The sequence below is a fragment of the Pseudomonas sp. HN11 genome (genome assembly GCF_021390155.1).
Taxonomy (GTDB): Bacteria; Pseudomonadota; Gammaproteobacteria; order Pseudomonadales; family Pseudomonadaceae; genus Aquipseudomonas.
Genome location: NZ_CP089985.1, coordinates 1937363 through 1962252, shown reverse-complemented (window position 1 = coordinate 1962252; position 24890 = coordinate 1937363). Strand labels below are relative to the sequence as shown.

At 59.7% G+C, this 24890-nt stretch carries 18 protein-coding genes and 3 pseudogenes; 16 read left to right on the top strand and 5 right to left on the bottom strand.

The window, feature by feature from the left end; translation table 11 throughout:
* Positions 1 to 112 precede the first annotated feature (112 nt).
* The gene (locus LVW35_RS09080) at positions 113 to 2560 is read left to right on the top strand and encodes an acyl-CoA dehydrogenase (RefSeq protein ID WP_233894931.1); all 2448 of its coding nucleotides are present in this window, start codon (positions 113 to 115) and stop codon (positions 2558 to 2560) included.
* Between the two features lie 75 nt (positions 2561 to 2635).
* On the top strand, positions 2636 to 3043 hold the full coding sequence (locus LVW35_RS09075; RefSeq protein ID WP_233894930.1) for a PA2817 family protein: 408 nt from the start codon (positions 2636 to 2638) through the stop codon (positions 3041 to 3043).
* Between the two features lie 37 nt (positions 3044 to 3080).
* Here LVW35_RS09075 and LVW35_RS09070 read toward each other — a convergent pair whose 3' ends face one another.
* Entirely contained in the window at positions 3081 to 4013 is a 933-nt protein-coding gene (locus tag LVW35_RS09070) for a LysR family transcriptional regulator (protein ID WP_233894929.1), read from the bottom strand.
* Positions 4014 to 4102: 89 nt separating this feature from the next.
* Between LVW35_RS09070 and LVW35_RS09065 the strand changes: the two genes are divergently transcribed.
* The gene (locus LVW35_RS09065; protein ID WP_233894927.1) at positions 4103 to 4729 is read left to right on the top strand and encodes an alanyl-tRNA editing protein; all 627 of its coding nucleotides are present in this window, start codon (positions 4103 to 4105) and stop codon (positions 4727 to 4729) included.
* Here the strand turns inward: LVW35_RS09065 and LVW35_RS09060 are convergent.
* Together LVW35_RS09060 and LVW35_RS09055 are read right to left on the bottom strand one after the other, a co-directional pair.
* Positions 4726 to 6300 (bottom strand): alkaline phosphatase D family protein, encoded by a 1575-nt coding sequence (locus LVW35_RS09060; RefSeq protein ID WP_233894925.1) that lies wholly within the window; start codon positions 6298 to 6300, stop codon positions 4726 to 4728. The two genes, LVW35_RS09065 and LVW35_RS09060, sit on opposite strands and share 4 nt — an antisense overlap.
* Complete coding sequence (locus LVW35_RS09055; RefSeq protein WP_233894923.1) at positions 6297 to 6851, bottom strand: GNAT family N-acetyltransferase; 555 nt, start codon at positions 6849 to 6851, stop codon at positions 6297 to 6299. The genes LVW35_RS09060 and LVW35_RS09055 overlap by 4 nt, the downstream gene beginning before the upstream one ends.
* A 190-nt stretch (positions 6852 to 7041) precedes the next feature.
* Between LVW35_RS09055 and LVW35_RS09050 the strand changes: the two genes are divergently transcribed.
* The 7 genes from LVW35_RS09050 (at position 7042) to LVW35_RS09020 (ending at position 14904) form a co-directional block, all read left to right on the top strand.
* Positions 7042 to 7449 carry an ExbD/TolR family protein gene (locus LVW35_RS09050; RefSeq protein WP_061435935.1) on the top strand — a complete coding sequence of 136 codons (408 nt, stop codon included), beginning with the start codon at positions 7042 to 7044 and terminating at the stop codon, positions 7447 to 7449.
* Between the two features lie 2 nt (positions 7450 to 7451).
* A complete protein-coding gene (locus LVW35_RS09045) occupies positions 7452 to 8171 on the top strand; it encodes an energy transducer TonB family protein (protein ID WP_233894921.1) in 720 nt (239 codons plus the stop codon).
* 24 nt (positions 8172 to 8195) lie between these two features.
* A complete protein-coding gene (locus LVW35_RS09040) occupies positions 8196 to 10478 on the top strand; it encodes a TonB-dependent receptor (RefSeq protein ID WP_233894919.1) in 2283 nt (760 codons plus the stop codon).
* A gap of 17 nt (positions 10479 to 10495) precedes the next feature.
* The gene (locus LVW35_RS09035) at positions 10496 to 11143 is read left to right on the top strand and encodes a MotA/TolQ/ExbB proton channel family protein (RefSeq protein WP_233894917.1); all 648 of its coding nucleotides are present in this window, start codon (positions 10496 to 10498) and stop codon (positions 11141 to 11143) included.
* 52 nt (positions 11144 to 11195) lie between these two features.
* Positions 11196 to 12413, top strand: a complete 1218-nt coding sequence (locus LVW35_RS09030; protein WP_233894915.1) for a phospholipase D-like domain-containing protein — start codon at positions 11196 to 11198, stop codon at positions 12411 to 12413.
* A 115-nt stretch (positions 12414 to 12528) separates the two neighbouring features.
* Positions 12529 to 12996: a hypothetical protein gene (locus tag LVW35_RS09025; protein ID WP_233894913.1), complete on the top strand. Its 468-nt coding sequence runs from the start codon at positions 12529 to 12531 to the stop codon at positions 12994 to 12996.
* A 168-nt stretch (positions 12997 to 13164) separates the two neighbouring features.
* On the top strand, positions 13165 to 14904 hold the full coding sequence (locus LVW35_RS09020) for a dipeptidase (protein ID WP_233894911.1): 1740 nt from the start codon (positions 13165 to 13167) through the stop codon (positions 14902 to 14904).
* A gap of 31 nt (positions 14905 to 14935) precedes the next feature.
* Here the strand turns inward: LVW35_RS09020 and LVW35_RS09015 are convergent, their stop codons facing one another.
* Entirely contained in the window at positions 14936 to 16597 is a 1662-nt protein-coding gene (locus LVW35_RS09015) for a M24 family metallopeptidase (RefSeq protein ID WP_233894910.1), read from the bottom strand.
* Between the two features lie 77 nt (positions 16598 to 16674).
* On the opposite strand from LVW35_RS09015, the gene pdxR reads away from it, so the two are divergent.
* Positions 16675 to 18180, top strand: a complete 1506-nt coding sequence (pdxR, locus tag LVW35_RS09010) for a MocR-like pyridoxine biosynthesis transcription factor PdxR (protein ID WP_233894908.1) — start codon at positions 16675 to 16677, stop codon at positions 18178 to 18180.
* A gap of 194 nt (positions 18181 to 18374) precedes the next feature.
* Here pdxR and LVW35_RS09005 read toward each other — a convergent pair.
* Positions 18375 to 18844, bottom strand: a pseudogene (locus tag LVW35_RS09005) (extracellular solute-binding protein); the annotation flags it as partial.
* Positions 18845 to 18856: 12 nt separating this feature from the next.
* Between LVW35_RS09005 and LVW35_RS09000 the strand changes: the two are divergent.
* The 5 genes and pseudogenes from LVW35_RS09000 to LVW35_RS08980 all read left to right on the top strand — a co-directional run.
* A pseudogene (locus LVW35_RS09000) lies at positions 18857 to 19356 on the top strand (response regulator transcription factor); the annotation flags it as partial.
* A 469-nt stretch (positions 19357 to 19825) separates the two neighbouring features.
* Positions 19826 to 20506 carry a type IVB secretion system protein IcmH/DotU gene (icmH, locus tag LVW35_RS08995; RefSeq protein ID WP_233894906.1) on the top strand — a complete coding sequence of 227 codons (681 nt, stop codon included), beginning with the start codon at positions 19826 to 19828 and terminating at the stop codon, positions 20504 to 20506.
* Positions 20389 to 22278: pseudogene (locus LVW35_RS08990) on the top strand (type VI secretion system Vgr family protein); the annotation flags it as partial. The gene icmH and the pseudogene LVW35_RS08990, both read left to right, overlap by 118 nt.
* Positions 22278 to 23156, top strand: a complete 879-nt coding sequence (locus LVW35_RS08985) for a VRR-NUC domain-containing protein (RefSeq protein WP_233894904.1) — start codon at positions 22278 to 22280, stop codon at positions 23154 to 23156. The pseudogene LVW35_RS08990 and the gene LVW35_RS08985, both read left to right, overlap by 1 nt.
* A 2-nt stretch (positions 23157 to 23158) precedes the next feature.
* On the top strand, positions 23159 to 24724 hold the full coding sequence (locus tag LVW35_RS08980) for a type VI immunity family protein (RefSeq protein WP_233894902.1): 1566 nt from the start codon (positions 23159 to 23161) through the stop codon (positions 24722 to 24724).
* Positions 24725 to 24890 lie beyond the last annotated feature (166 nt).

The window sequence follows — 24890 nt, the reverse complement described above, 5'->3', positions numbered from 1 at the left end:
GGGGAGATAACGACGAATCGGCCAAATCTCGTTACACCCTGATCACCCCGCTTGTTCGGATGCCGACTAAGCTCCCTGGTGGTTTCGCCCCTGGTTTCACGGAGGATTGAATATGCTGTTGTTGTGGATACTGGTGCTGGTGGTCGGCATCGCCTACCTCGCACACCGCCGCGTCGCGCCCCTGCCCGCCTTGGGTGTGGTCGCCGTTTATCTGCTGGCGATGGGCGCCTGGAGCCATGCACCGGGTTGGCTGCTGCTGATCTTCTGGGTGTTGATCGCCGTGATCGCCGCGCCCCTGCTCCTGCCCGACCTGCGCCGCCAATACTTCACCAAGCCGCTGTTCAGCTGGTTTCAGAAAGTCCTGCCGCCGATGTCCGAGACTGAGCGCGATGCCATCGACGCCGGCACCGTGTGGTGGGACGGCGAACTGTTCAGCGGTCGTCCGGACTGGGACAAATTGCTGGCCTACCCCAAGGTGCAACTGACCGAGGAAGAACAGGCGTTTATCGACGGCCCGACCGAAGAACTCTGCGCCATGGTCAGCGACTGGGAAATCGGCCAGGCCATGGACCTTCCGCCCGCCGCCTGGGAGCATATCAAGACCCACGGTTTCTTCGCCCTGATCATTCCCAAGGAATATGGCGGCAAGGGTTTCTCTGCCTATGCCCACTCCCAGGTCGCAATGAAACTCGCCACCCGCAGCGGCGACCTGGCCTCCACCGTAATGGTGCCAAACTCCCTCGGCCCCGCCGAGTTGCTGTTGCACTACGGCACCGAAGAACAACGCAACCACTACCTGCCGCGCCTGGCGCGCGGCGATGACATTCCGTGCTTTGCCTTGACCGGTCCGCTGGCCGGCTCCGACGCGGGCGCCATGCCCGACACCGGCGTGATCTGCAAAGGTGAATGGGAAGGCAAGGAAACCCTCGGCCTGCGCCTGAATTGGGAAAAACGCTACATCACCCTCGGCCCGGTCGCGACTCTGCTTGGCCTGGCGTTCAAGGCACACGACCCGGATCATCTGCTGGGTGAAGAGGAAGACCTGGGCATCAGCCTGGCGTTGATTCCCATCGACACCCCCGGCGTGGAAATCGGCCGTCGCCACCTACCTCTGGGCGCCGCCTTCATGAACGGCCCCAACTCCGGCAAGGATGTGTTCATCCCGCTGGAGTTCCTCATCGGCGGCCAGGAAATGCTCGGCAAGGGCTGGATGATGTTGATGAACTGCCTCTCCGTGGGCCGTTCGATCTCCCTGCCCGCCGTGGGCACTGGCGCGGCCAAGTTCACCAGCCTGGTGACCGGCCAATATGCCCAGGTGCGCGAGCAATTCAATGTGCCGCTGTCGGCCTTCGAAGGTATCCAGGAGGCGCTTGCGCGTATCGGCGGCAACGCCTGGCTGATGGACAGCGCGCGCATGCTTACCGCCAACGCCGTGGACCTGGGGGAAAAACCCTCGGTGCTGTCGGCGATCCTCAAGTACCACCTGACCGAGCGCGGCCGTGAGTGCATCAGCCACGCCATGGACGTGCACGGCGGCAAGGGCATCATCATGGGCCCGAACAACTACCTGGGCCGCAACTGGCAAGGGGCGCCTATCTTCATCACTGTAGAGGGCGCGAACATCCTGTCGCGCAACCTGATGATCTTCGGCCAGGGCGCGATCCGCTGCCACCCGTTCGTGCTCAAGGAAATGGCCCTGGCTGGTCGCGAAGACCATGACCAGGCGCTAAAGGAGTTCGACGGCCTGCTGATGCAACACATCGGTTTCGCCGTGAGCAACGCCGCCAGTACCTTGGTGCTGAACCTCGGCGTGGGGCATTTCGAGAAGGCTCCGGGCAACCGCTTGAGCCAGGGTTACTTCCGTGCACTCAACCGCCAGGCGGCCGCGTTCGCGCTGCTGGCTGACCTGAGCATGATGCTGCTGGGTGGCGAGTTGAAGCGTCGCGAACGCCTGTCGGCTCGTCTGGGTGATGTGCTGAGCCATATGTACCTGGCGTCGGCCGCCCTCAAGCGTTACCACGACCTGGATTCGCCGGACCACTTGGAACCGCTGTTCGCCTGGGCCATGGAAGAAAGCCTTGGCGAATCGGAACGTGCGCTGGATGAATTGCTCAGCAACTTCCCCAACAAGGTACTGGGCTGCCTGCTGCGGGTGATCGTATTCCCGTTCGGCCGTCGCCATACCGGGCCGTCGGATGCGCTGGATGCCAAAGTGGCCGCGGTGATCGGCCGTGCCAAGGGCGATCCGACCCTGGAAGAATTGCTGGCCGGCTGCTACCGCCCGCAATCGGCGCAAGATCCGGTGGGCGCCTTGCAACATGCCTACGATCTGCTGGGTGCGAGCCATCCATTGCAGAAGAAACTGCACAGCGCGCTCAAAAGCGGCCAGGTCAAACCGACTGCCGGGGAACACGCCATTGATGCAGCGCTGCACGCAGGGGTGTTGCAACCGGCCGAGGCGCAAACCCTGCGTAACGCCGAAGCGGCACGGCGCAAGGTGATCGACGTGGATGATTTCAGCAAGGAAGAGCTGACCCAGGCCGAGGGTAAAGTCCGCTGATTCCAGCGGTCATATAATTACGGGCGCGAGAGCTATATACTCTCGCGCCCGTTTTTGCTTTAGAGGACTTATCTCGTGTCCAACGTCGTTGCCGATCATCTCGTCTTGCTCGACCACCTGCGCAGCATCCTGGTTGCCGTCGGCGAAGCCGAACAGGTGCCCGAGGAAAGCCATGCCCTGTTCCTGGAGCGCTTCGACGAATTGCGCGCCCTGCTGCCGATCGACCCAATCGAAAGCCAGTACCTGGGCCAGGACCTGATGAGCCAGGTCATCCTGCGCTACCCGCAAATCGCCCACCTGGTGCCGCGCGACCTGCTGTGGTTCTTTGGCGGAGACTGCCTGCACTTTATGCCCGACGAAGAACTGGACCTGTACCAGGCCCTGGAAGAGCGTCGCTTCGAAGCCGAACAGAATGACGAGCCCTTCGACTGGAACCAGGAAAAGCAGCTGCTGGCCATGCCAGATGACCAGAGCAAGCACTGACTTTTTCATGCCCGTTCCCACAGTTTTGACCGCATGTCTACCGACGGCGCAGTGTCGGCTCCGTCGCCATGCACTCCACCAGATAATCAATAAACACCCGCAACTTCGGCGGCAGATAGCGCGTGGGCGAATGCAGCAACCACGCCTCGCCATGATAGGACGCAATAAAGTCCCACGTCGGCAACACCTGCACCAAACGCCCAGCCTCCAACGCATGGCGCGCCGTGAAATACGGCAAGCTGCCAATTCCCACATGTTGTAACACCGCATCCAGCCGAACCCCGGTGTGGTTTGCCGCATAACGCCCGCGCACCGCGACCGTCACGGCCTTGCCGGCCTGGCGAAATTTCCAGCGTGAATCGCCGGGTGTCTCCCCGAGGTAGATGCAGCTGTGCGCCAGCAGATCATGGGGATGCCCCGGTGTGCCGTGCTCAGCCAAATACTGCGGCGTCGCGCACAGCAAATGCTCGATGGGCAACAACTGCCGGCCGACCAACCCCGGCGGAGGGCTGTCGGTGATGCGGATGCTCAGGTCGACATTGTCATCGATCATGTCCACCTGCCGATCCTCCAGGATCAACTGCACATCCATCTTGGGGTAACGCCGCAGGAATTCCGGCATATGCGGGTGCACCACGAACCGCCCCACCGCCTTGGGCACGCTGATCCGCACCAGCCCTTCGGCTTCATGGGTGAACTGGCCGCTGATCTCCATCACCGAACGCGCCGCGTTGACCATTTCCTGGCAGCGCTTGAACACTTCTTCACCGCCTTCGCTTAAACGTAACTTGCGCGTGGTGCGTTGCAGCAATCGCGTCGCCAGGGCTTTTTCCAGGCGCGAAATGCTGCGGCTCACCGAGGAAGGCGAAGCACCCAGTTGCCGGGCGGCCTCGGAAAAGCTGCCGGCTTCCACCACTTTGACGAAAATCGCCATTTCGCCGAGCAGCGGCAGAGGAAGATTGATGCTCATGGTGCACAGGTCCATTGATAATTGAGCGGATTATCACCCATCTACGCACTATTTATACTGCCCACAGAACCCTGATGCGGATGTAGATCATGACCGAGCGCTTGTTTTTTACCCACGACCACCTGACTGCCGAGCTGGAAGTATTGAGCTGCACACCCCACGAGGAGCAATTTGCAGTGATTCTGCAGTCGACGATTTTTCACCCACAGGGTGGTGGGCAACCTTTCGATACCGGTTGGCTCGGTGAAAGCACTGTGCTGCGCGTCACTCAGGAAGCCGACCGCGTGGTGCACTACATCGACCGGCCATTGGAACCCGGTCCGGTCACCGCCCGGGTCAATGAACAGCGTCGCGCGTTGCACACCCGACTGCATTCCGCCGGACACTTGATCGGCAACGTAGGCGAGACCCTGGGCTGGATGCCGATCAAGGCCCATCACTGGCCCGGCGAAGGCAAGATCACCTTCATTCGTGGCGAAGCGGCGCAAGCCATGGACGCCGAGGCGATCCAGCAGCAGGTCAACCAATGGATTGCCGCGGATTACCCGCGCCACATGAACCTGGAAGACGGCACCCGTGAGGTCGGCTTTGGCGAATTGCCGGCGTATGCCTGCGGCGGCACCCATGTGCAGACACTGAGCGAATTGGGTCAGGTGACCATCCTGGCCTTGACAGAGAAAAAGGGCGCGCTGTCGGTGCGCTACGAACTCGATTAAACCTCAATCGCCCCCGCACGCCCCGGTTCCACCACAAACGACTTGAGGGTCGACACCAAGGCCATCGGGTCGCGGGGATCGGTAATCACACGCAGGTTCGTAAGCATCCTGCCTTCCTCCACTTCCACCGACACATACCCCCGTTGGCGGCTGTCAAAAAACTGCACATGGGGATTGAGCGGCAGCAGCTTGCTGAACGCGTCAAAGGGCGGCCCGTCAGACGTCACCGAAGTACCGACGAATTCGGTGGCCACCACCGGCGAATCCGGGTTGTTGCCATCGGCATGCAAGTCTGTGACCCAGAACGAATGGATATCACCGCCCCAGAACACCGGGTTGTTGACCCGGTTGCGCTCAATGGACGCCAGCATCCTTGAGCGATTAGCCATGTAGCCATCCCATCCATCGGTCCAACGCCCCGGCTTGTGGTTGGTCAAGTCGCGCTGGGTCAGCGGCGCGACCAGCAGGTCTTGGGCGATGATGTTCCACTGCGCCTTCGACTGAGCAAACCCCTGGTCCAGCCAGGCCTCTTGCTGCCAACCGAGCATCGTGCGGCCAGGGTCGCGCAAATCGTGACACAGGTTTTCGGCGATATGCCCCTGGTGACTGCCATTGGCCAAAATGCACGGTTGTTCGGAGCGATATTGCCGGCCGTCCAACACATGGAAACGGGCCAGCCGTCCGTAGTCCAGGCGTCGATAAATGCGCATGTCCGCTCCTTTCGGCAAGCTGCTGACACGCAACGGCATATGTTCGTAGTAAGCCTGGTAGGCCGCCGCACGCTGCTGCAGGAATTGCCCGACCGGAATCTTCGGGTCCTGGGACCAGCGGCTCGCGTAGTCGTTCTGCACTTCGTGATCATCCCAGGTCGCTATGCTCGGTGCGGCGGCGTGCAAGGCCTGCAGATCCGGATCGGTTTTGTACAAGGCATAGCGGTTGCGGTAGTCACTCAAGCTCACCGCATTGCCGCTGCCATGGGGGCGGATGATCTTGCCCGAATCTGCCGCGTAGGAACTGTCGTAGATGTAGTCGCCGAGAAAGAACACCAGGTCAGGCTGCTCCTCTGCAAGGTGGCGATAGGCACTGAAATAGCCGCGTTCCCAGTGGGAACACGAGACAAACCCCAGGCGCGCCGACGCCATGGCATTCACGGCCGGCGCCGTGCGCGACTGCCCTACCGGGCTTTGCGCACCCAGCCCTTCGAACTGATACCAATACGGCCGGCCCGCCTCCAGCCCCGCAACTTCCACATGCACCGAATGCCCCCAGCGCTCGCTGGCCGTGACTTCGCCCTGGCGCACCACGTGGGTCATCGCTGCATCGCTGGCGACCCGCCAACGCACCGGCACAGAACGGCTCAAGCCACCTCGGCCATCCACGGCATTGAACAACGGCGCCAGGCGCGTCCAGATCACAAAGCCATCGGGCAACGGGTCACCCGACGCCACGCCAAGGGTGAACGGATAGTCCACGCCGGCACTGCGCGCAAACGGACTGAGGATCGCAAACGTGGTGGCGACGGCCAGCCCGGCAAGCACTCGGCGTCGACCATGATCAACCTCGCCACTCACAACCGGAACTCCCAGTCCTCGCGCAAGGTGGCGAACACCAGCATGTCTTCATGCACACCGTTCTTGAGAAATGCTCCACGCATGCAGCCTTCGTACTGCAGGCCGATTTTCTCCATGACCCGCGCCGACTCTTTGTTGCGACTGAAGCACTGGCTGCCCACGCGATGCAGGCCGAGTTCCGCAAAGCCGTAGTCCATCAGCGCACGCGCCGCTTCTGCCGCATAGCCCTGGTTGCGGGCATCTGCTGCGACCCAGCCGCCCAGGTGTCCGTAGAGGTGATCCTGTTTGATGCGCAGGCTGACGATGCCGATCAGCTCACCCCTATCACGCCGATGCATGCCCAGGCTCAGCAGGTTGGCTGAGCGAAATTTCTCCTGCATGCCATCGATGAAATCCTGCGCGACTTCAAGGGTGTAAGGCGAAGGGATGCTCGCCGTGTTATCGGCGATTTTCGGCCCGTTGGCGAGGGCACGCAACTTTTCGGCCTGATGCTTTTCCAGCGCGCGCATTAACAGTCGCGGCGTGGATATTTGCGGCAGTTCATGACTCATTCCCAGGGGCCCTCGATGTAAAGTTTTTGAGAATGCCCCCGCTGCGTGTCAGTTCTGTTACGTCACAAAAATATCTTTAGAATCACCTGTAATACGCGCCCTAGAGCCCTCAAAACGTCAATTAAAGTTAACCAATCGGTCATTTTTGGTTGTTAGCGTGTCGCCCCTAATTCAATAACGGGGTAACGGAATGAGAACCTGGGACGAACCGAAAAAACGCAAGGCGCACATCGAACTGATCCCGATGATCGATGTGATGATGTTCCTCCTGGTGTTTTTCGTACTCGTGAGCCTGAACGTGATTCCGGCCCTCGGCATGAAGACGCAACTGCCCAGCGCCAGCAGTTCACAGCAGCTCAAACCACAGAATAAATTCATCCTGACGTTGGGCCTCGAGGGCCAGCTGCAACTGGATGGCAAAGACCTCACGGTCGACGCGCTGGTGCCAGCATTGAAGGCAGCGCAAAAGCCCGACACCAAGTCGACCATCATCGTGAACAGCGACAAAGGCGTGGAGGTTTCGCGCTTGGTGGAGGTAATGGACACCCTGCGTTTGGGTGGCTTTACCTCCGTGTCCATTGCCACGCGTAAGTCCTGATCATGTACGTCTTGTTTCGTGCGCGTCAGCTGCTGGGCAGTGTTCCGGCCCTGATCGCCCTGGTGCTGATTGCACTGGTTATCCAGTCCCAGACATTGAAAGTCGAGCCGGTGTATGACGAGTCGGCGGTCGAGTTGGCGCTGGTCGAGCCAGAGCCGGAAGTGATCCCGGAGCCCGTGGTGGAACAAGAGCCGCCACCGGTAATCGAGGATGAAGAGGCCGAACCGGCCCCACCGCCACCGCCGCCAAAACCGCTGCCAAAACCCAAGCATGAGCCCAAGCCGAAACCGATGCCCAAGCCAGTGGTCGCCAAGCCAACGCCCACCCCGACACCACCACCGGTCGCAGCCAAACCGGCACCTGTGGCTCAGGCCGCGCCAACACCTGCGCCTCCCGCCCCCCCCAAGGTCGACGGCCAAGCCCTGGAAGGTGGCTACCTCAAGGGTTTGCGCAACGAGTTGGACACCTACAAGCAGTACCCCACTGGACGCCAGGCCTCTCTCGAACGCCCCACCGGTGAAGTGGTGGTCTGGTTGCTGGTCGATCGCCAGGGTCGGGTACTCGACTCCGGCTTGCAGACCCAGGCCTCGAGCATGTTGCTCAATCGGGCCGCCACCAACAGCTTGCGTCGCATCAAGCAAGTCAAGCCGTTCCCCGAGCAAGCCTTCGGGGGACGCAACGAGCAGCGCTTCACCGCCACCTTCAACTACAGCGTGCAATAAGCACCCGACACCAGGACGACAGTGATGAGGTTCACACGGATTCATCTGGCACTCGTTGCCGCAAGCATGGGCCATGGAATGGTCATGGCCGACACCCGCGACAGCGACGTCGGCACGATTGGGGTTCAGGGCAAGGCCACCGCGGGTGGTGGCTACATGGTGCAGGAAGAAAGCATCAAGGGCCGCTCCACCGTGACCAAGGAAGCGCTGGATAAACAGACCGCCACCGGCAACGCCGTGGACAAGCTCAAGTACACCCCGGGTTTGAACATCTCCAGCGAAGACGCTACCGGCCTGTCGGGCTTTCGCTTCACCATGCGCGGGCTCAACTCCGACCAGGTGGGGATGTCGGTAGATGGCATGCCGATCAACGACTCGGGTAACTACGCGCTGTACTCCAACCTGTTGGGCGACCCGGAAAACATCGATCAGATCTTCGTCACCCAGGGTTCCTCCGAAGCCGACGGCCCGCACATCGGCTCCAGCGGTGGCAATATCGGCATCGTGACCATTCGCCCGACCAAGGAAACCGGGGCGTTCGTCAAACAGATCATGGGCAGCAACGCTACGCGCAAGACCTTTGCCCGCCTTAACACGGGTGAGATCAACGGACTGAGCAACTGGTTGTCGGCGTCCCACACCGAAGGCCAGATGTGGCGTGGTTCGGGCGCCGTGCGCGCGGACAAGGTGGAGTGGAACAGCTTCTTCGACGCCGGCGACGGCAACACCGCCAACCTGATCCTCAAGTATCACGAGCAGGACAACAACAGCTACAGCCAGTTGACCAAGGCCCAATACCAGCAAAACGGCCGCAAGTACGACCCCTACCCGGCCACGCCGACCGTGGGCAGCAACGGCAAGTACAACAGCTACTACGCCCTGGCGCAAAACCCGTTCCAGACGTTCACCGCCGTGCTCAACACCCAGTTCAAGCTGGCGGACAACCTCGCGCTGTCGGTGATCCCGTATTACTACTGGGGTAACGGCAGCGGCGTCGGCGCGTCCAGCTATGCGCTGAACCGCGGCTCGAACCAAGGCGGCGTATTCGACCTGGGCAATCTGCCGACCGGCGCCCAATACAACGCCGACGGCACCCCGAACAACGGCGTGTACTACCGCCCTTCGCGCACCCAGACCTGGCGTCCGGGCATCACCACCAAACTGAACTGGGACCTGGGCGATCACAGCCTGCAAGTCGGCTACTGGTACGAGCGCGCACGCCAAAGCCAGACCCAGCCGTTCATCCCGCTCAAGGCCAGTGGTAAGCCAGTCGACACCTGGCCGGACTCCAACGACGCCGTGGTCGATGCCAATGGCAACACCATCCAGGGTCGCGACCGCTTCACCATCACCCCGGCGCAGAAGGTCTGGGCCCAGGACACCTGGTACATCAACTCGGACTGGACCCTGATCGCGGGCCTGGCCTACATGAACGTCAAGCGTGATGGCACCAACCACGGCAGCCTGACCGAGCAGTCGGAAAAACGTAACCAGACCTACAACAAACTGCTGCCCAACGCCGGCCTGAAATACCAGCTGGATGAACGCGACCAGTTGTTCTACAGCCTGTCGCGCAACATGCGCATCCCGCAGAACTACGTGCTGTACGACAAGGGCGTCGGCTCCATCGACGCCAAGCCGGAAACCAGCTGGAACCACGAGTTGGGCTGGCGCTACACCGATGAAGACATGACCGTGGCCGCCACCTTGTTCTACATGCAGTTCAAGGATCGCCAGGTGTCGTCGCGCGACATCAACGGCGACTTCGCCGACATCAACGCCGGCTCCGTCAACAACAGCGGCCTGGAGCTGGAGTGGAGCGGCTTGCTGCCCAATCACTTCAACTACTACACCTCCTACACCTACACCAAGGCCGAGCAGCAAGACGACCTGACCGTGTACAACGCCGGCCAAGCCATCCTCTTGCCCACCAGCGGCAAGCAGTTCGCCAACGTGCCGAAAAACATGCTGGCCGCCAACATCGGCTACGACGACGGCCGCTTCTATGGCACCTTCGGCGGCAAGTACACCAGCAAGCTCTACGGCGACCTGACCAACGACGAAGCCATCTCCGGCCGTACCGTGTTCAACGCCGGTGCGGGCATCTACCTGCCGGTGGACAAGAAGGTGGTCAAGGACGCAACCCTGCGCCTGAACGTCGACAACCTGTTCGACAAAAAGTACCTGGACGGCGTGTACACCACCAAGACCAACGCGGCCAGCTATAGCGGTTTCCGCGACGGCGACCCGGCCTACATCGTGGGCCTGGAACGCACCGTGACGGTTTCCCTGGAAGCCAACTTCTAATTGCGAGGTAAGTGAACATGGACATGAATCTGCTCCACGACATCACCTTTTATGTGATGTATGCCGCGATGGCCATCGCGATCTTTATCGCCATCGAGCGCGGGATTTACTTCGCCTACGTACGCCGCCAAGCCCGCGCGCTGACCGAAGTGCTGGGCGCCAATGTGCACAGCGAACGCGACTTGCCGCAAAGCCTGACCCGCCGTGACAGCCTGCCACTGAGCATGGTGTTGCCGGTGCTGGCACAGAAAGCCTCGCAGGGGTCGCGCAAGGATCTGGATGACGTGATCGAAACCCAGTACCTGACCACCCGTGCACCCTTGGCCCGTAGCCTCTGGATCATCGAAACCATCACCACCGCCGCACCGCTGTTGGGTTTGCTGGGCACCATCCTCGGCATCATCGACACCTTCAAGGCGCTGGCCACGGCGGGTGTGTCCGACCCAGGGCAGATTTCCGGTGGTATCGGCACGGCCTTGTTCGCCACGGGACTGGGGATCGCCATCGCGCTGTTCTGTGTGGTGTTCCACAACTTTTTCCAGGACAGCCTGGAGCGCATCAACGACCAGCTGAAAATCCTGCTGATCCGCGCTGCCACCGGTGCCCGCGTGCAGAGTGAAGTGCCGCACCTGGTGCCAACGCCGCTGCACAGCCGCACGGCGTAAACACAACAGCGGGCGCGCAATGCGCCCGCTTTCTTTTCTGATGGGAATCCCTATGTCCGTTTCCTTGAAATTGCGCATCGCAGGCCTGGCAGGCTTGTTCCTCAGTCCGCTGGCCCAGGCGGACTTTTCGATTCCGGGGTTTGAATTGGTGCACACCGTGCCAGTGGACACCGCCCTCGGCACCGACGACTTGCGCCAGCCCGGCCCAGTGTGGAGCGAGCTGTTTGACGGCGCAAAAAGCCGTATCGATATCGGCCAGTTCTACGCTGCCGATCACCCAGGCTCGGTGATGGACGGCGTGATCGAACGCCTGGAAGCCGCCGGTAAGCGCGGTGTGAAAATTCGCTTTTTGCTAGAAGAAAAAGGCATCAAGTTGTCGGAAGCCTCCACCCTTGAACGCCTGCGGGCGATCCCCAACCTGACCTTTCGCGCATTGCCTTACGCGCGGGTGAGCGGCGGAATCATCCACGCCAAATACCTGGTGGTGGATGGCAAGCAAGCCTTTGTCGGCAGCCAGAATTTCGACTGGCGCTCCCTGGAACACATCCACGAAACCGGGCTGCTCATCACCAACTCGACCGTGGTGAGCCAGGTGCAGGCGATCTTCGAGCAGGATTGGAAAGCCCAGCAGGCTTTGACCGACAACCAACCGGTGCCGCAGCCTGCCACGAGCAACGAACCACCGCGCACCGGCAACTACCTGGTCGCCAGCCCGCAACGCTACAACCCACCGGGCGTAGGCGATTCACAGCTGGAACTGCCGCGTTTGCTGAGCGAAGCCAAACATGAAGTGCGCGTGCAATTGCTGGACTATGCGCCACTGTCCTACGGACCGGACAAGACCCGTCCGTACTACGCGGTGATCGACAACGCTGTGCGCGCGGCAGCGGCGCGTGGCGTGTCGATCAAGCTGATGGTGTCCAACTGGAACACCGACACGCTGGAACTGCCCTATCTCAAAAGCCTGGCCGTGCTACCCAACGTCCAAATCAAGATCGTCACCCTGCCAGAAGCCAGGCAAGGCTTTATCCCGTATGCACGGGTGATCCACAGCAAGACCATGGAAATCGACGGCCAGATTGCGTGGATCGGCACCAGCAACTGGCTGGGTGGGTATCTGGATAATTCGCGCAATCTGGAAGTGGTAATGCGCAGCGAAGCGATGGCCAAACGTGTCGGGGCATTGCATGAGCAGTTGTGGGATGGGCCGTATGCCAAGGCGTTGGGTGTGACGGCTGAGTACGCGGCTCCGCACCCTGGAACCTTGTGATACAAAATCGGCTTGCGGACATTTGAATTCTGGCAATTGGCAGCTAGCCTTTTCAGTCTCCGGACGCAGCTTTAGCGGTGCTGCGCCCGGAGCCCACCCACACGAGAGCACAGCCATGAAAACCGCTACCCTTCGCACCTTGTGCGCACTGCTTCTGCTTATCTCCCTCAGCGCCTGCGTCAACAACTCGCCAACAGTCACTCTGGTCACCTATGCCGATGGTACTCGGGGCCTCAAGACGCCTGTGGATACAGGTACACCGGGGCCCTCCCAAGGCGACCTGTTTGTCTATGACCAACCGTTGCAGGATCAGGGCGGACAGGACATCGGCAGCAACAGCGGCTACTGCGTCACCACACTGCCTGGTGCTCACAGCCAGTGTCAGTGGACATTGATATTCATGGATGCCACCGGCAACATCGTAGGTACCATTGTCGTAGGCGGACAAGAGCATGAATCAGGCCTTTCCACCGTAGCCATTCTGGGCAGCACCGGGAAGTATGGAGGTTTTACAGGACACATGAATTCCGAACCCATGCCCGACGGCAGATTCAAGCAAACCTTGTATCTGGTTCCTCGCTGACCCTGCAAAAACGCCGCTCATGAAGACGCGGCGTTTTTTATTGAAGTACGATATTTCCTTCATTCGCATCTCCCCTCCCACGCCTTCGCAGTGGTAGTGTGTGGAAATGTTTCTGACAGTTTGATCAGAAACTTCCCACTTACTACCTGCAAAGGAATGCGTCTCTCCATGCACTTTCCACTCAAGCAATTGGCGGCTGCCACCCTGTTCGCAGCGAGCCTTTCGGCCATCACCAGCCCCGCTTTCGCCAACATCACTCCAGACCAAAGCACAGCGATTCTGAAGCGTTTCAACGAAACCTCCGTCACCGACTTCCGTGGTTTTCTCGGCACCCTGGCCAAGGGCGACCTGGGCAAGACCAGTGAGGTGGGCCCGGCGATCAGTGCGTTTCTTGATAACAAAACCTTGAGCGCGGATCAGCAGAACGAGATCAATCGCCTGCTGGGTATCTACACCCGAGTGAAGTACGGCAAGGCCGCCACCGAAACCCTGCGCGAGCTGGTGGAAATCCCGACGTTCAACGTCGACGGTCTGCCGCAGTACAAAAACCCGGAATTCATCAAGATCGCCGGCAAGATCGAGGCACTGGCCAAGGCCTTCAACCTGACCTTTCGCAATATCGACAACCGTGTGTACGAAATTTCCCTGGAAGGCAGCGGTGACGAAGTGGTCGGCATCCACGCCCACGCCGACGTAGTGCCGGTGACGCCGGAAAACTGGGTGCTCAAAGACGGCACCAAGCTCGACCCGTTCAAGGTCACGCTGATCGGCGACCGCATGTACGGCCGTGGCACCGAGGATGACAAAAACGGCATCGTAGTGGCGATGTACGCCATGAAGGTGATCAAGGAAGAGAAGCTGCCGCTGGCGCGCAACTTCAAGCTGCTGGTGGACACCACCGAAGAAACCTCCGGCGACGCGATTCCGTATTATTTCGAAAAAAATCCGACACCGCAGTACAACCTGGCGCTGGATGGCGGCTACCCGGTGGTGATTGCCGAGAAAGGCTACGGCACGGTGATGGCAACCTTCCCGCGTCGCAAGGGTGAAGGCAAAGGCGCGGAAATCATTTCGATGACCGGCGGCATGGCCACCAACCAGATTCCGTCGGCCTCGGTGGCGACGTTCGTCAGCGACAAGCCTGCCGAATTGGCTGCCAGCCTGCAAAAGGCCGGTACTGCATACGCCAAGAACAACGGTGGCGATTTTGAAGTGGCCGCCAAGGTCGACGGCAAAGACGTCAAGCTGACCGTCACCGGTGTGTCCGCTCACTCCTCCGAGCCGGAATCCGGGGTCAACCCGGTGGCGCGCATGCTGGAGCTGATCCACAGCGTCGACGGCAAGATCGCCCTCAAGCACAACCACATCACCGACGCCGCACGGTATGCGTCCGACAACTGGAGCCTGGACTACCTGGGTGGCAAGCTGGGCGTGGGCTTCTCCGACGAGTTCATGGGGCCGCTGACCACTTCGTTGACCTTTGTTGGCCTGGATGACAAAGCCTTCAAGCTGGCCGTGAACCTGCGCGTGCCGAAGGGCAAGTCACCGGAAAAACTCAAAGCCGAGATCGCCGACAAGCTGAGCGCCTGGGACAAGCAATCCAAGGTCAAGGTGGGCTTCACCTACTCGGTCGCGGAGCCGATGTACCGTAACCCTGAAGGCGAATGGGTCAAGGCCCTGCTGGCAGTGTCCACCGAAAACCTGGGCATGAAACACAAGTTCGGCACCTCGGCCGGCGCGACGTCCGTGCATGAACTGCCCAACGGCGTGCAGTTCGGCCTGGCGCGCCCGGAAGTGAAGTACACCGGGCACACCGACAACGAGTTCAAGACCGTCGACCAGTTCCTGCTGGACCTGCAGATCGTCACCGAAATGATGGGCCGTATCGGCCAACTGCCGAAGCTCTGATAAAAAGCAGCCCGCCGCAACGGCGGGCTCTTCAGGCTCGCAGCATCAACATGTCCTCGAAAAAACCACCCACCGGTTCCTTAGGATGGCACAGCTGGATTTCCAGGACCCAGGCCATTTCACTCGGTGGGATTTCCAAGTCCGCCAACACCTTGCTCTCGAACAACGCGTGGGGGAAATCCGCGAGACGGTGCCCTGCGAGGTTGCGCGCCAGCCTCCAGCCTTTTGCCACGGCGCTCTGCTCGGCGAAGTCATAGAGTTCCCGACCGGTGAGCCCCTGTAGCCAGGCTTCGCGGGTTTCGTCGAACACTTGGTGCACAGCGGTCCTGCACGCCAGGTGCAGCGGCGCGTCACCGAATACAAAGGTATCGCCGTAGTCACCCTCGTAACCGTCCCACACCGGGCCCAGGTCGACCACGACAATGTCGGTGGCGCGCAGTCTGCGCTGGCGGTCAATGCCTTCGCGAGGTGGGCGCACCGTATCGTCGCCGAAACGGATGTAGGTCGGATGCCACGTGTGGGACGCGCCCATGGCCAGCAATTGTTCGGCGGCCATATCAAGGGCTTCGCCGGTGGTCATGCCCACCTGCAGCCGGCTGGCAATCGCCGCCAGGGCGCGGATGGATTGGTCACGGGCCGCCAGCATGCCGTCGAGTGAGTAACGTGGGCCGACTTTCTCCCAGATCGGGTGCAGCGCCTTGGGCGTCGTGTTGGCACTGGAACGACCACTGGGCACAAAGGCTTCCGCGACAAATCGATGGCCAGGTAAACCCGCGTCCAGGCACTCCGTACGCACCTGACTGATCATTGCGCCGTTCCCGCAGGCATACACCTGGGCAGTTTCCCAGTCGTGCCCGTGATTCAATGCAACTTCCTGCACACGTCCTTGGGACGCCAACACCGGGTGCCAGTGAAAGCGCGGGTGGTCAATGACCGATTGGTCCAGGAACACGCGGTCATAGAAATCTGTCGGCTGCCCGCCGCCCCAGTAAAAGGTCACGTCCACATCACGCGCGAAGGCCGTCAGCAGAATCGGCTTGATGCCCGCGTAGCCGGTGCCCGTGGCGAACAGGACCACGGAAGCATCGTCGTTGTCCTGCCAGGTACAGGCACCAAAAGGCCCTTCCAGTTGCACTAGATCGCTGGCCTCCAGGTCGCCCAGGAGCGTCTCGGAAAACAACCCGCCGCTCACCCGGCGAATCTGAAAAACCAGTCGGCCATCATCTTCGGCCGGCAGGTTGGCGATCGAGAAACACCGCGAGTCGCCGTCGACCAGGCGGAACTTGAGGTACTGGCCCGCCCGCACCGCCAGCGGCCTGTCCGGCATCACCACCAGTTCAATGATGTCGGGGCTCAGTGCGCGTTTGCTCATGACCTGCGCCTCGACCACCAGCGCAGGCGTATCCAGCGACCAACCGGGGATTTCCAGGCGCATGTCGCTGCAGGCGTGGCTTTGGCACAACAGCATTTCATTGACTGCCAACGGATAACACGGCGCGGGGGCATCCGGCACCAAGTGCTTGGCCCGGTACTCCCCTTCTGCAACCACCACCTTGCATGAGCCACAGGCGCCTCGTCGGCAGGAAAACGGCACCGACAGACCGTTGGCCAGCATCGCATCCAGCAACAACTCGTCACCGGCTTCAAAGGTTTTCCCCGAGGGGGACAGTTCGATGACATGACGTGTGTTCATAACAACCTCGGGGTGAGTGAGGCTTGATTGTTGCGCTAGACTAGGTCCATTAAAACCTCCAGTTTTGGATACTTCAGATGGTCCAGATGCGCAAATGGCGCCCGCTGCTCAAGCTGGACGACAGCGCGCGCCAGGCGTCCTATCGCAAGATTGCCGAAGGCCTGGTGACCGCAATCGTTGAAGGGCGATTGCCGCCCGGCACCTTGCTACCGGGCACACGGGAGATGGCGCAGTTGCTCGACGTCAACCGCAAGACCGTGATCCTGGCCTACGAAGAGGCTATGACCAAAGGCTGGCTGGTCAGCGAGCCGCGACGCGGAACCTTCGTCAATGCGCAATTGACGGCCAAGCAACTGCCAAGCCGCGCGCAAGCGTCCTTCGCTCCGCCCATCCTGACGCGGGCAGCCGCGCCCTATTTCGCCCAAAACGCCCAGGTGACGGCGCTGAACCATCGGCATGACGCGCTGTTTTTCGATAACGGCACCAGCGACCACCGCCTGTTGCCCCAAGCTGTGCTGCATCGCTACTACCGCAACGCCTTGCGCAACAGCTTCGCATCCAATACCCTGCGCTACGGCAGCGAAGGCACCGGCTACCATTTGCGCTGCGCCCTGGCCGAAATGCTGCGCAACAACCGTGGGTTGACGGTCAGCGCCGAAAACATCTGCCTGACCCAAGGCACCCAGATGTCGCTGTACCTGACCGCCAGCCTGTTGCTCAAACCCGGCGACGTGGTGCTGGTGGAACGGCTGAGCTACCCACCGGCGTGGGAAATTTTCCGTAAGCTGGGTGCGCAACTGGTCACGGTGGACATCGACGAAGAAGGCTGTCGCACGGACCAGATCGGTCGCCTGTGTCGCGAGCATAAGGTGCGGATGATCTATCTCACGCCGCACCATCAGTTCCCCACCACCGTAAGCCTGCACGCGGCACGGCGGCAACAGTTGCTGGCGCTGGCGGCGCTGCATGAGTTCTGCATCATCGAAGAAGATTACGACCACGAATATCACTTCAACGGGCGGCCCTACCTGCCCCTGGCCAGTGATCGTGCGCAGCGCCATGTGATTTATGTCGGCTCGCTATCCAAGGCTCTCGGCTCGACGTTTCGCTGCAGTTATGTGGTGGCGCCCACGCAGGTGGTAGAAGCCCTGCACAGCAACGCCGCATCGATGCTGGGTGATGCCGATGCAGTCGCACAAAAGATGCTCGCCGACCTGATCAACGACGGCGAACTGAAGAAACATCTGCGCCGGGTGTCGAAGGAATACCGCGCCCGCCGTGAAACCTTGCAGGGCTGCCTGCATGAAGCGTTTGGTGATCGGATCCGGGTGCGCGAGCCGGAAGGCGGCCTGGCGCTATGGGTACGCTTCGACGATGCAATCGATGTTGACCAGATGGTAGGCGCGGCCCTTGACCACGGTCTGGTCGTACGCAGCGGCCGGCAGTTTTCGCCGATGGACCAAGCAGAAAATGCGTTGCGCCTGGGTTTCGCCTCGCTGAACCAGGAAGAGATCCGCGAGGCTACGTTGCGCCTGGCCAAAGCGGCGAACCGGCGCGCGCACAAAAATGCCGATCATCACTGACTGGCATTCGGTTAGAGCGGCAGCAAGAAGCGGGAGCTCTTCTCGGTCCGGGCAAGCTCCGGAAACTCCAGCAGCAACGCGCGGTTGCGTCGGCCGATATGCTCCATCACCGTCCGCGTAATGTACTCACGTACCATGCCCGTCGAGACGTAATACATGACCCAGGCTTGTTCGGGCGTACAGTGGCCGATCTCAATCACTTGCGGGTCCAGCATGTAGTTGATGAATGCCAGCCCCTGCTTGGCATGCGGCGCATCCTTGAGCAGCACAAAGTTTTCCGACCCCACCAACCCGCCCTCACGCGGTAGGCTGTAGGCAATCTTGCGGTCGGTGTTGTTTTTCTCATTGATGGCGCCGTCAGCGCCCCGCTCTTCCAGCCCACCACCACGCAAATATTGCCGTCGGCCAAGTCAGCGTCAGTCCTGGACGAGTCGAAGTAGAGGACGTAAGGGCGGACCTTCAGCAGCAGTGCCAGAGCTTTCTGATAATCCTCAGGGTTCTGGCTGTTGCTCGGCAGCCCGAGGTAAAGCAGGGCGATCGAAATGATTTCACTCGGCGAGTCGAGCATCGCCACGCCACATGACTTGAGCTGGCTGATGTTCTCTTCCTTGAAGATCAGGTCCCAACTGCCCACCGGGGCGCCCTCACCCAGGGCGGCCTTGACCTAGAATGGCTTTTCCATCTGTCCGACATCACGCCGGAGCACTTTCTGACCACCGAGTATTACCACCAGTATTTCGCCCAGTACGTCAGCGTGGATGAGGTGCAGTACAACGTGCAGCTCGACGCCGACAGAACGCTGTGCATTTCACTGGGCAGCAACGTGCGATACAGCCCGCGGCAAATCACGACGCTGGAGATGATCAAGCCCTGGGTGATGGCGTTGATGCATCAATGCATGTGCTTTGAGAGTGATGCGCAAAAAAGCCAGGCCGAACCGCCACCATGGTCTGAGGCGATCACGCAACTCGGCGCATCACTGCGCGCGAAAAAGATGTGCTCCGGTTACTGTTGAGTGGTTTTCCCAACAAAGAGATTGCCGGCAAGCTGAGCCTGTCGGCAGAGACCATCAAAGTTCACCGTCGCAACCTCTACAACAAGCTGAGCATCAAGTCTCAAGCCGAGTTATTTGCACGGTTTTTCACGCCTGGGCAGGAGGCGTTGCCGGTGCATTGAACGCCAGCGTGACTTCACATATTACGCACAAACAAAAACACCGATCATTACTGATCGGCGTTTTTGTTGAATATGGAGCGGGAAACGAGACACTCGTTTCCCGCGCAATTCCTTGATTCCCAAGAGGTTTTAGGTACGCCTCGTTGGTTGACGGGCTACATTGTGTACTACTTCGACAAAGCTGACAATCCCACGTGAAAGGCCGATAGTCAGCAGTCCAGGTGTGTCCGTGGAGCGCCATGCGGAGTATGCCCAACCCACTCACATCAACCGCTGAAAGACGCCCGCAAAGGACAGTCAAAACTGACAGCCTATTGCACCAGCAATTGTAGGACGGCTCTTGATCGTCCGCGCCCTATTGAAGTGCCAAATCTTGTCTGCCTAGAGTCGCGTCAGCAGCGAACTTCCATGCAGGACTGGCGTTGCAACTCTCAACCAAAGAGATAGATAGATAGATAGAGTGCACGCGATGAGTGACGCCATATCGAACAGAGCCACCCACACAGAACCAACACCTGCCACCTCGCCCGAAAATACCCTTGAGCCGACGTCTACTGGCACCAAACCTGAACCTCTGCTCGCAGATCCCGAATTCGATATGCGTGGCCTGGCCTGGAACCCGCTGTGCGATGCCGCCACGCCCCTGATCGGGTTGGTCATCCGCCTGCGTCGTTTGGACCGACACGACGACGTGCCCGCTCTGTACCAAAGCGTCAGCAACCAGATCACCACAATCATGGAAGAAGTCAACCAGCTCGACTACGACGCCGGCATGCTCAAGGCCTACTCCTACAGCCTGTGCCTGTTGTTGGATGAGGTAGTCATGAGCACTACCTGGGGCAAGTCCTCCACTTGGAGTGCACGCTCACTGCTCAGTCAGTTTCATGAGGAGACATGGGGCGGCGAAAAATTCTTTACCGTTATGAACAACATGATCCCCGAAGCGGCCAGGTACCAGCATGTGCTGGAGTTCATCCCCGCGAATACTGCGTACAGGCAGGCGAAACCGACCTCGATTTCATCGCCCGCCTCGCCGCCGAAGAAGGCCTGCTCTACACCTTCGAACACCGCGCCGACGGCCACACCCTGGTCCTCACCGACCGCGTCGGCGGCCTGGGCACCATCGGCACGCACACCAATTGCCCGGTGATCTACCAGCCCATGAGCGGCGGCGACGCCCTGGAACCGGCATTGACCCGCTTCCACTACACCGAACAAGTGCGTACTGCGCGCCAGGTGCAGCGCGACTACACCTTCACCCACCCACGCTACAACCAGCAACACACCGCCACCGGCGACCAGGACCTGAACAACCAGCACAAGGACTACGAACGCTACGACTATCCCGGGCGCTACAAACGCGACATCGCTGGCAAGCCCTTTACCAAGACCCGCCTGACCGCCCTGCGCAACGACGCCAAGCTGGCTCATTTGGAGGGCGACGATGAACGCCTGCAACCGGGGTTGGCGTTCGACCTCAACGACCATCCGCGTGAGGACTTCAATGATCGCTGGCGCACCATCGCCATCGAGCACGAAGGCACGCAACACACCAGCTTGCAGGAAGAATCGTTTGGTAGCGGCCTCGGTACGTCTTACACGTTGAGGGCCAGCGCCATCCGCTGGACCTCCGACTGGAAGGCGCCGCTATGCGACAAACCCTGCATCGACGGCCCACAGATCGCCACGGTAGTCGGCCCACCGGGTGAGGAGATCTATTGCGATGAATGGGGCCGGGTCAAGGTGCAGTTTCCGTGGGATCGCTCGGACAAAAACAACGACCACAGCTCGTGCTGGATTCGAGTGACCCAAGGCTGGGCCGGGGCGACTTGGGGCTCGATGGCCATCCCACGTGTGGGTCAGGAGTTAGTGATCAGCCACCTGGATGGAGATCCTGATCAGCCGATCGCCACTGGAACCGCGTACAGGCAGACCAACCTGCCGCCTTACGCGCTGCCCAAACACAAGACTCGAATGACCATCAAGAGCCGAACCCATAAAGGCGAAGGTTTCAATGAGCTGCGCTTTGAGGATGAGCTGGGGAAGGAAGAAGTTTATATCCATGCCGAAAAAGACAAGAACGTCCACATCAAGCACAACAACACCACCTACGTGGGTAACGACCGAAGCGAGAAGGTCGAACACGACGAGCAGGTTGAAATTGGTCGTAACCGCAGCGAGCGAGTAGGTAACGATGAGCGCATAGCTATTGTTCAGGACCAGCATCTGGAGGTGGGCCGTGATCGAATTCAAATGCTGGGGCGCAATCATCACACCAGCGTCGGCGGGGACCGAGTCGAGGAAATTGCCAACAACCGGCATGATAAAATTGCCGCTGACCATAACATCCAGATCGGCGGCAGTGCTGAGCAATCAGTCCGGAACCACTACTGCCTGTCCGCTGGGCAACGCATTGAGCAAAAAACGACAGTGTTCGATGTCACATCGGGCGAACGCATTGTTCTGAGAGCCCCCGGTGGCAGCATCACGATTGATAGCGATGGCATTACCCTTGATGGGCTGACCATCAAGATCAAAGGCCCCGTCACCACAGATGCAATCGGTACGGGCAATCCGCTTGGCAGTCCACAATCGCCTCCCGCACCGCTTGGAGCATTCCTGGGACGTTACACGTTGCTGAAGAACGATCAACGTGCTTTCGCGGGCTATCGATATCGCATCACTGATGGCGCCACCCTACTCACCGAAGGCCTCACCTGCCCCCAAGGGGGAACTGACTGGACTGTTACCGAGGCATCCAAATCCGTGCAGGCCCATAAGGCAATCATGCGCGACGATCAGCGAATCACCGAAACCTGGCAACCCTATCTGATGGCTTTCGATGATGAAGCCCCACCCGTAGAGACCAAGGCCATTTTTCCTGATGACTTTCTTGCTCAGCACAGTGGAGACCTCGACTGATGCCAGTAGCCCCCATTGCCCGTACTCTCGCTCACGTTATCGACAGAGCCTATAAGGCCTACCGAGCAAACCAGGCTTATGAAAACGCCAAAACTGCCACCGAGCTGGCCCAGCTCGCCGTAGAGATTAACGAGCGGAGAAAACAGATTAAAAAAATGCTTCGAGCAACTATCGAAGCAATGACGCGTGAAATCGACGTCAAAAGCTCCACGTTTGCCGCGGTGGACCGGGGCGGCAATAGCACGGCTTCTCGCAGAGGTAAGGAGAACTTGAATTTCAAGGAATACATCGAACGTAAAGTGCCTTTTCGCCCAGCCATTAGCCAAGTGTGCACAGTTGCCCTACAGATGCCGATCAAGGTGCCACGCCGCATTCGCAAGAAGATCGCTGGCGACAGAGTGGAAACCACGATTGAGGTTGCACTCAAGCAGTTCACGGCCTCGCTGTTCTTTGAATCCGTGGACGAGGCGCTGGAGTGGCGAAGCCCACTCAAGGCCGAGCCGAATTACAACCAAAGCAGCCAAAAAGCGTTGCTGGGCGATCCAGCAACTCGCCCCAAACGGTTTGGTAGCGCGATACAGCCATTCTGGCCTCGCCCACGCTCTCTGGCACCTGATCTGGTGATAGTGGAATACCGCCAGGAACCGTTTGAGATCGAAAATGTATTTGCGGCGGTCGAGATCAAGTTTCCAGGGGATTGGGTAAAACAAACACAAATAAACGATTACGCGCGACTGATGAGACCCAAAACTGGCGTCAACCGAGAAAGGATTGGGCGGGAGAAAGTGGCCTTGCTGCGCGTTCCGGAAGATTGCACTGGCTCTGAAACGGAGAACAGACAGCCCCCTACATCCAAGGGCGCCAAAAACAGGAGGTGAACGTGAGTACTACCCATAAATTGTTTGATGAAGATGAGCGTAATGAATTTATTGCAGAGCTCAAGGAGTGGCCAAACACTGATTGGGGTACGGACGAAGCTCGACACAGCGTCACCCCTTTTATCAGTTTCTACTTCCCCCCTGGTCCAGATAACCACCAAGAAGCAGCGCTGATGATGGTGGATATCCACGAAGCCTTCGAACAACTCCTTGGCAAACCTTACACCGTTGGCACCCATCCAATTTCGGAGCGTCCACACCCATATGGCTCTACACGTCTGCCAGATCTTCGTGAACAGGCGAGGAAAATTTCTAGCTATAAAACTTTTGTCTTTAACTTCACTGATGAAAAAAACCATGCCACGTCACCCACAACGGCAGGTTACTTCTGGCGAACATCATTTTTAGAATACGAAGGTAGTTATAATCCTTATTCCTCAATCACGTTCTATTACCGCTGGCAATGGTGGCTGGACAACCGCGAAGTGTGGCGCCGCTTTGTGCTCAAGACCATTGACCTGCTCAAGGCGCATCAGGTCTACAGTGGCTTCGCCATGGCCAACCCGCTTGAATTTGGTACGCGATCAGCCATCACCACTTGGGAGCGGGCATTAACCCCGAGTTTCTTCGGCCTGGATATCGACTACGCCTTCAGTATGAACAGTGAACTGGTCCACGGCATCCGCCCCCCCACCTGGGCCTTCCTGCTCGCCGACCACTGGCGCGAAAAACTTGACTTGACCCGCGAGCAAGTACGTACGGCGCTGTCTCACCCACGCATCAGCATCACCGAATTACAGAGCGGCCAATGGATCGAACTGGGCGAACAACCAGAATTGTATCCGGTGGAACAGGGTGTACCCGAACTGCCCATGCTCTTGAACAAAATGCTCAAGCCTATCCGCTGCGATGAGTTGGGATTGCTGGGCTTCGGCCAATGGGACGGCGATCCCAACGAGCGTTTCACTGACGCTGACAGCCGTCGCTGGATGGCCCGCTTTGACGCTGACAGCGATTGGCCTACGCCAACAATGCGCTTCATTGCTCCATCGCCCATACCTTCCGTCCAAGCCTCTACGCCAATACCTCTTCGTATGGTAGCGGGCACAGCTTGCATTCAAGCCGGATGGTGGCTGGTTCCAGGGCAGGCGGAAACCCGGCGAGCCTTCAAACAGGGCGAGATCATGCCAGGCCTCAATGCGGCGCCCACAGACGATTTGGTGACATGGCAGCGTGACCTTGATCAGACACCACCAGAGCCTGCCCGCTATGCCAATACCCATGATCCGGCTCCTCGCGCAGGACGCTGGGAAGTTGAAAGCGACCGCTTCATCGCACACGATGTTCAGTTGAACGAGCCGCTACCCGCCCACGAAGGCCGGGTCGTGCGCTGGCACTGGACCGTCAGCGGCATGCGTGCGAACAGCGGGCAACCCTGTCCATATCCGGGTGCCTGGGTGTGTGAATATAAGCCGGGGAGTAAGCAAGTCATCGAGCATGGCGTTCCGATGCCGACCGTGGATGGTGAGAGAGTCGTCTGGCGCTGGATGGGGCTGGAGCCATCGTGATAGCGACGGATAGAAGCCCAATACGACAATCCTCCAGCATCTAAGCCCCCCCTTCACCAGCCACTGGCAAGTGAACCGCAACGCGGTTCGCGCGCATGGCCGTCACTGCCACCGCAGTGACGGCCCCCAGCAGCCCCGCAACAATGCGGCATCGCGCAGTTCCTAT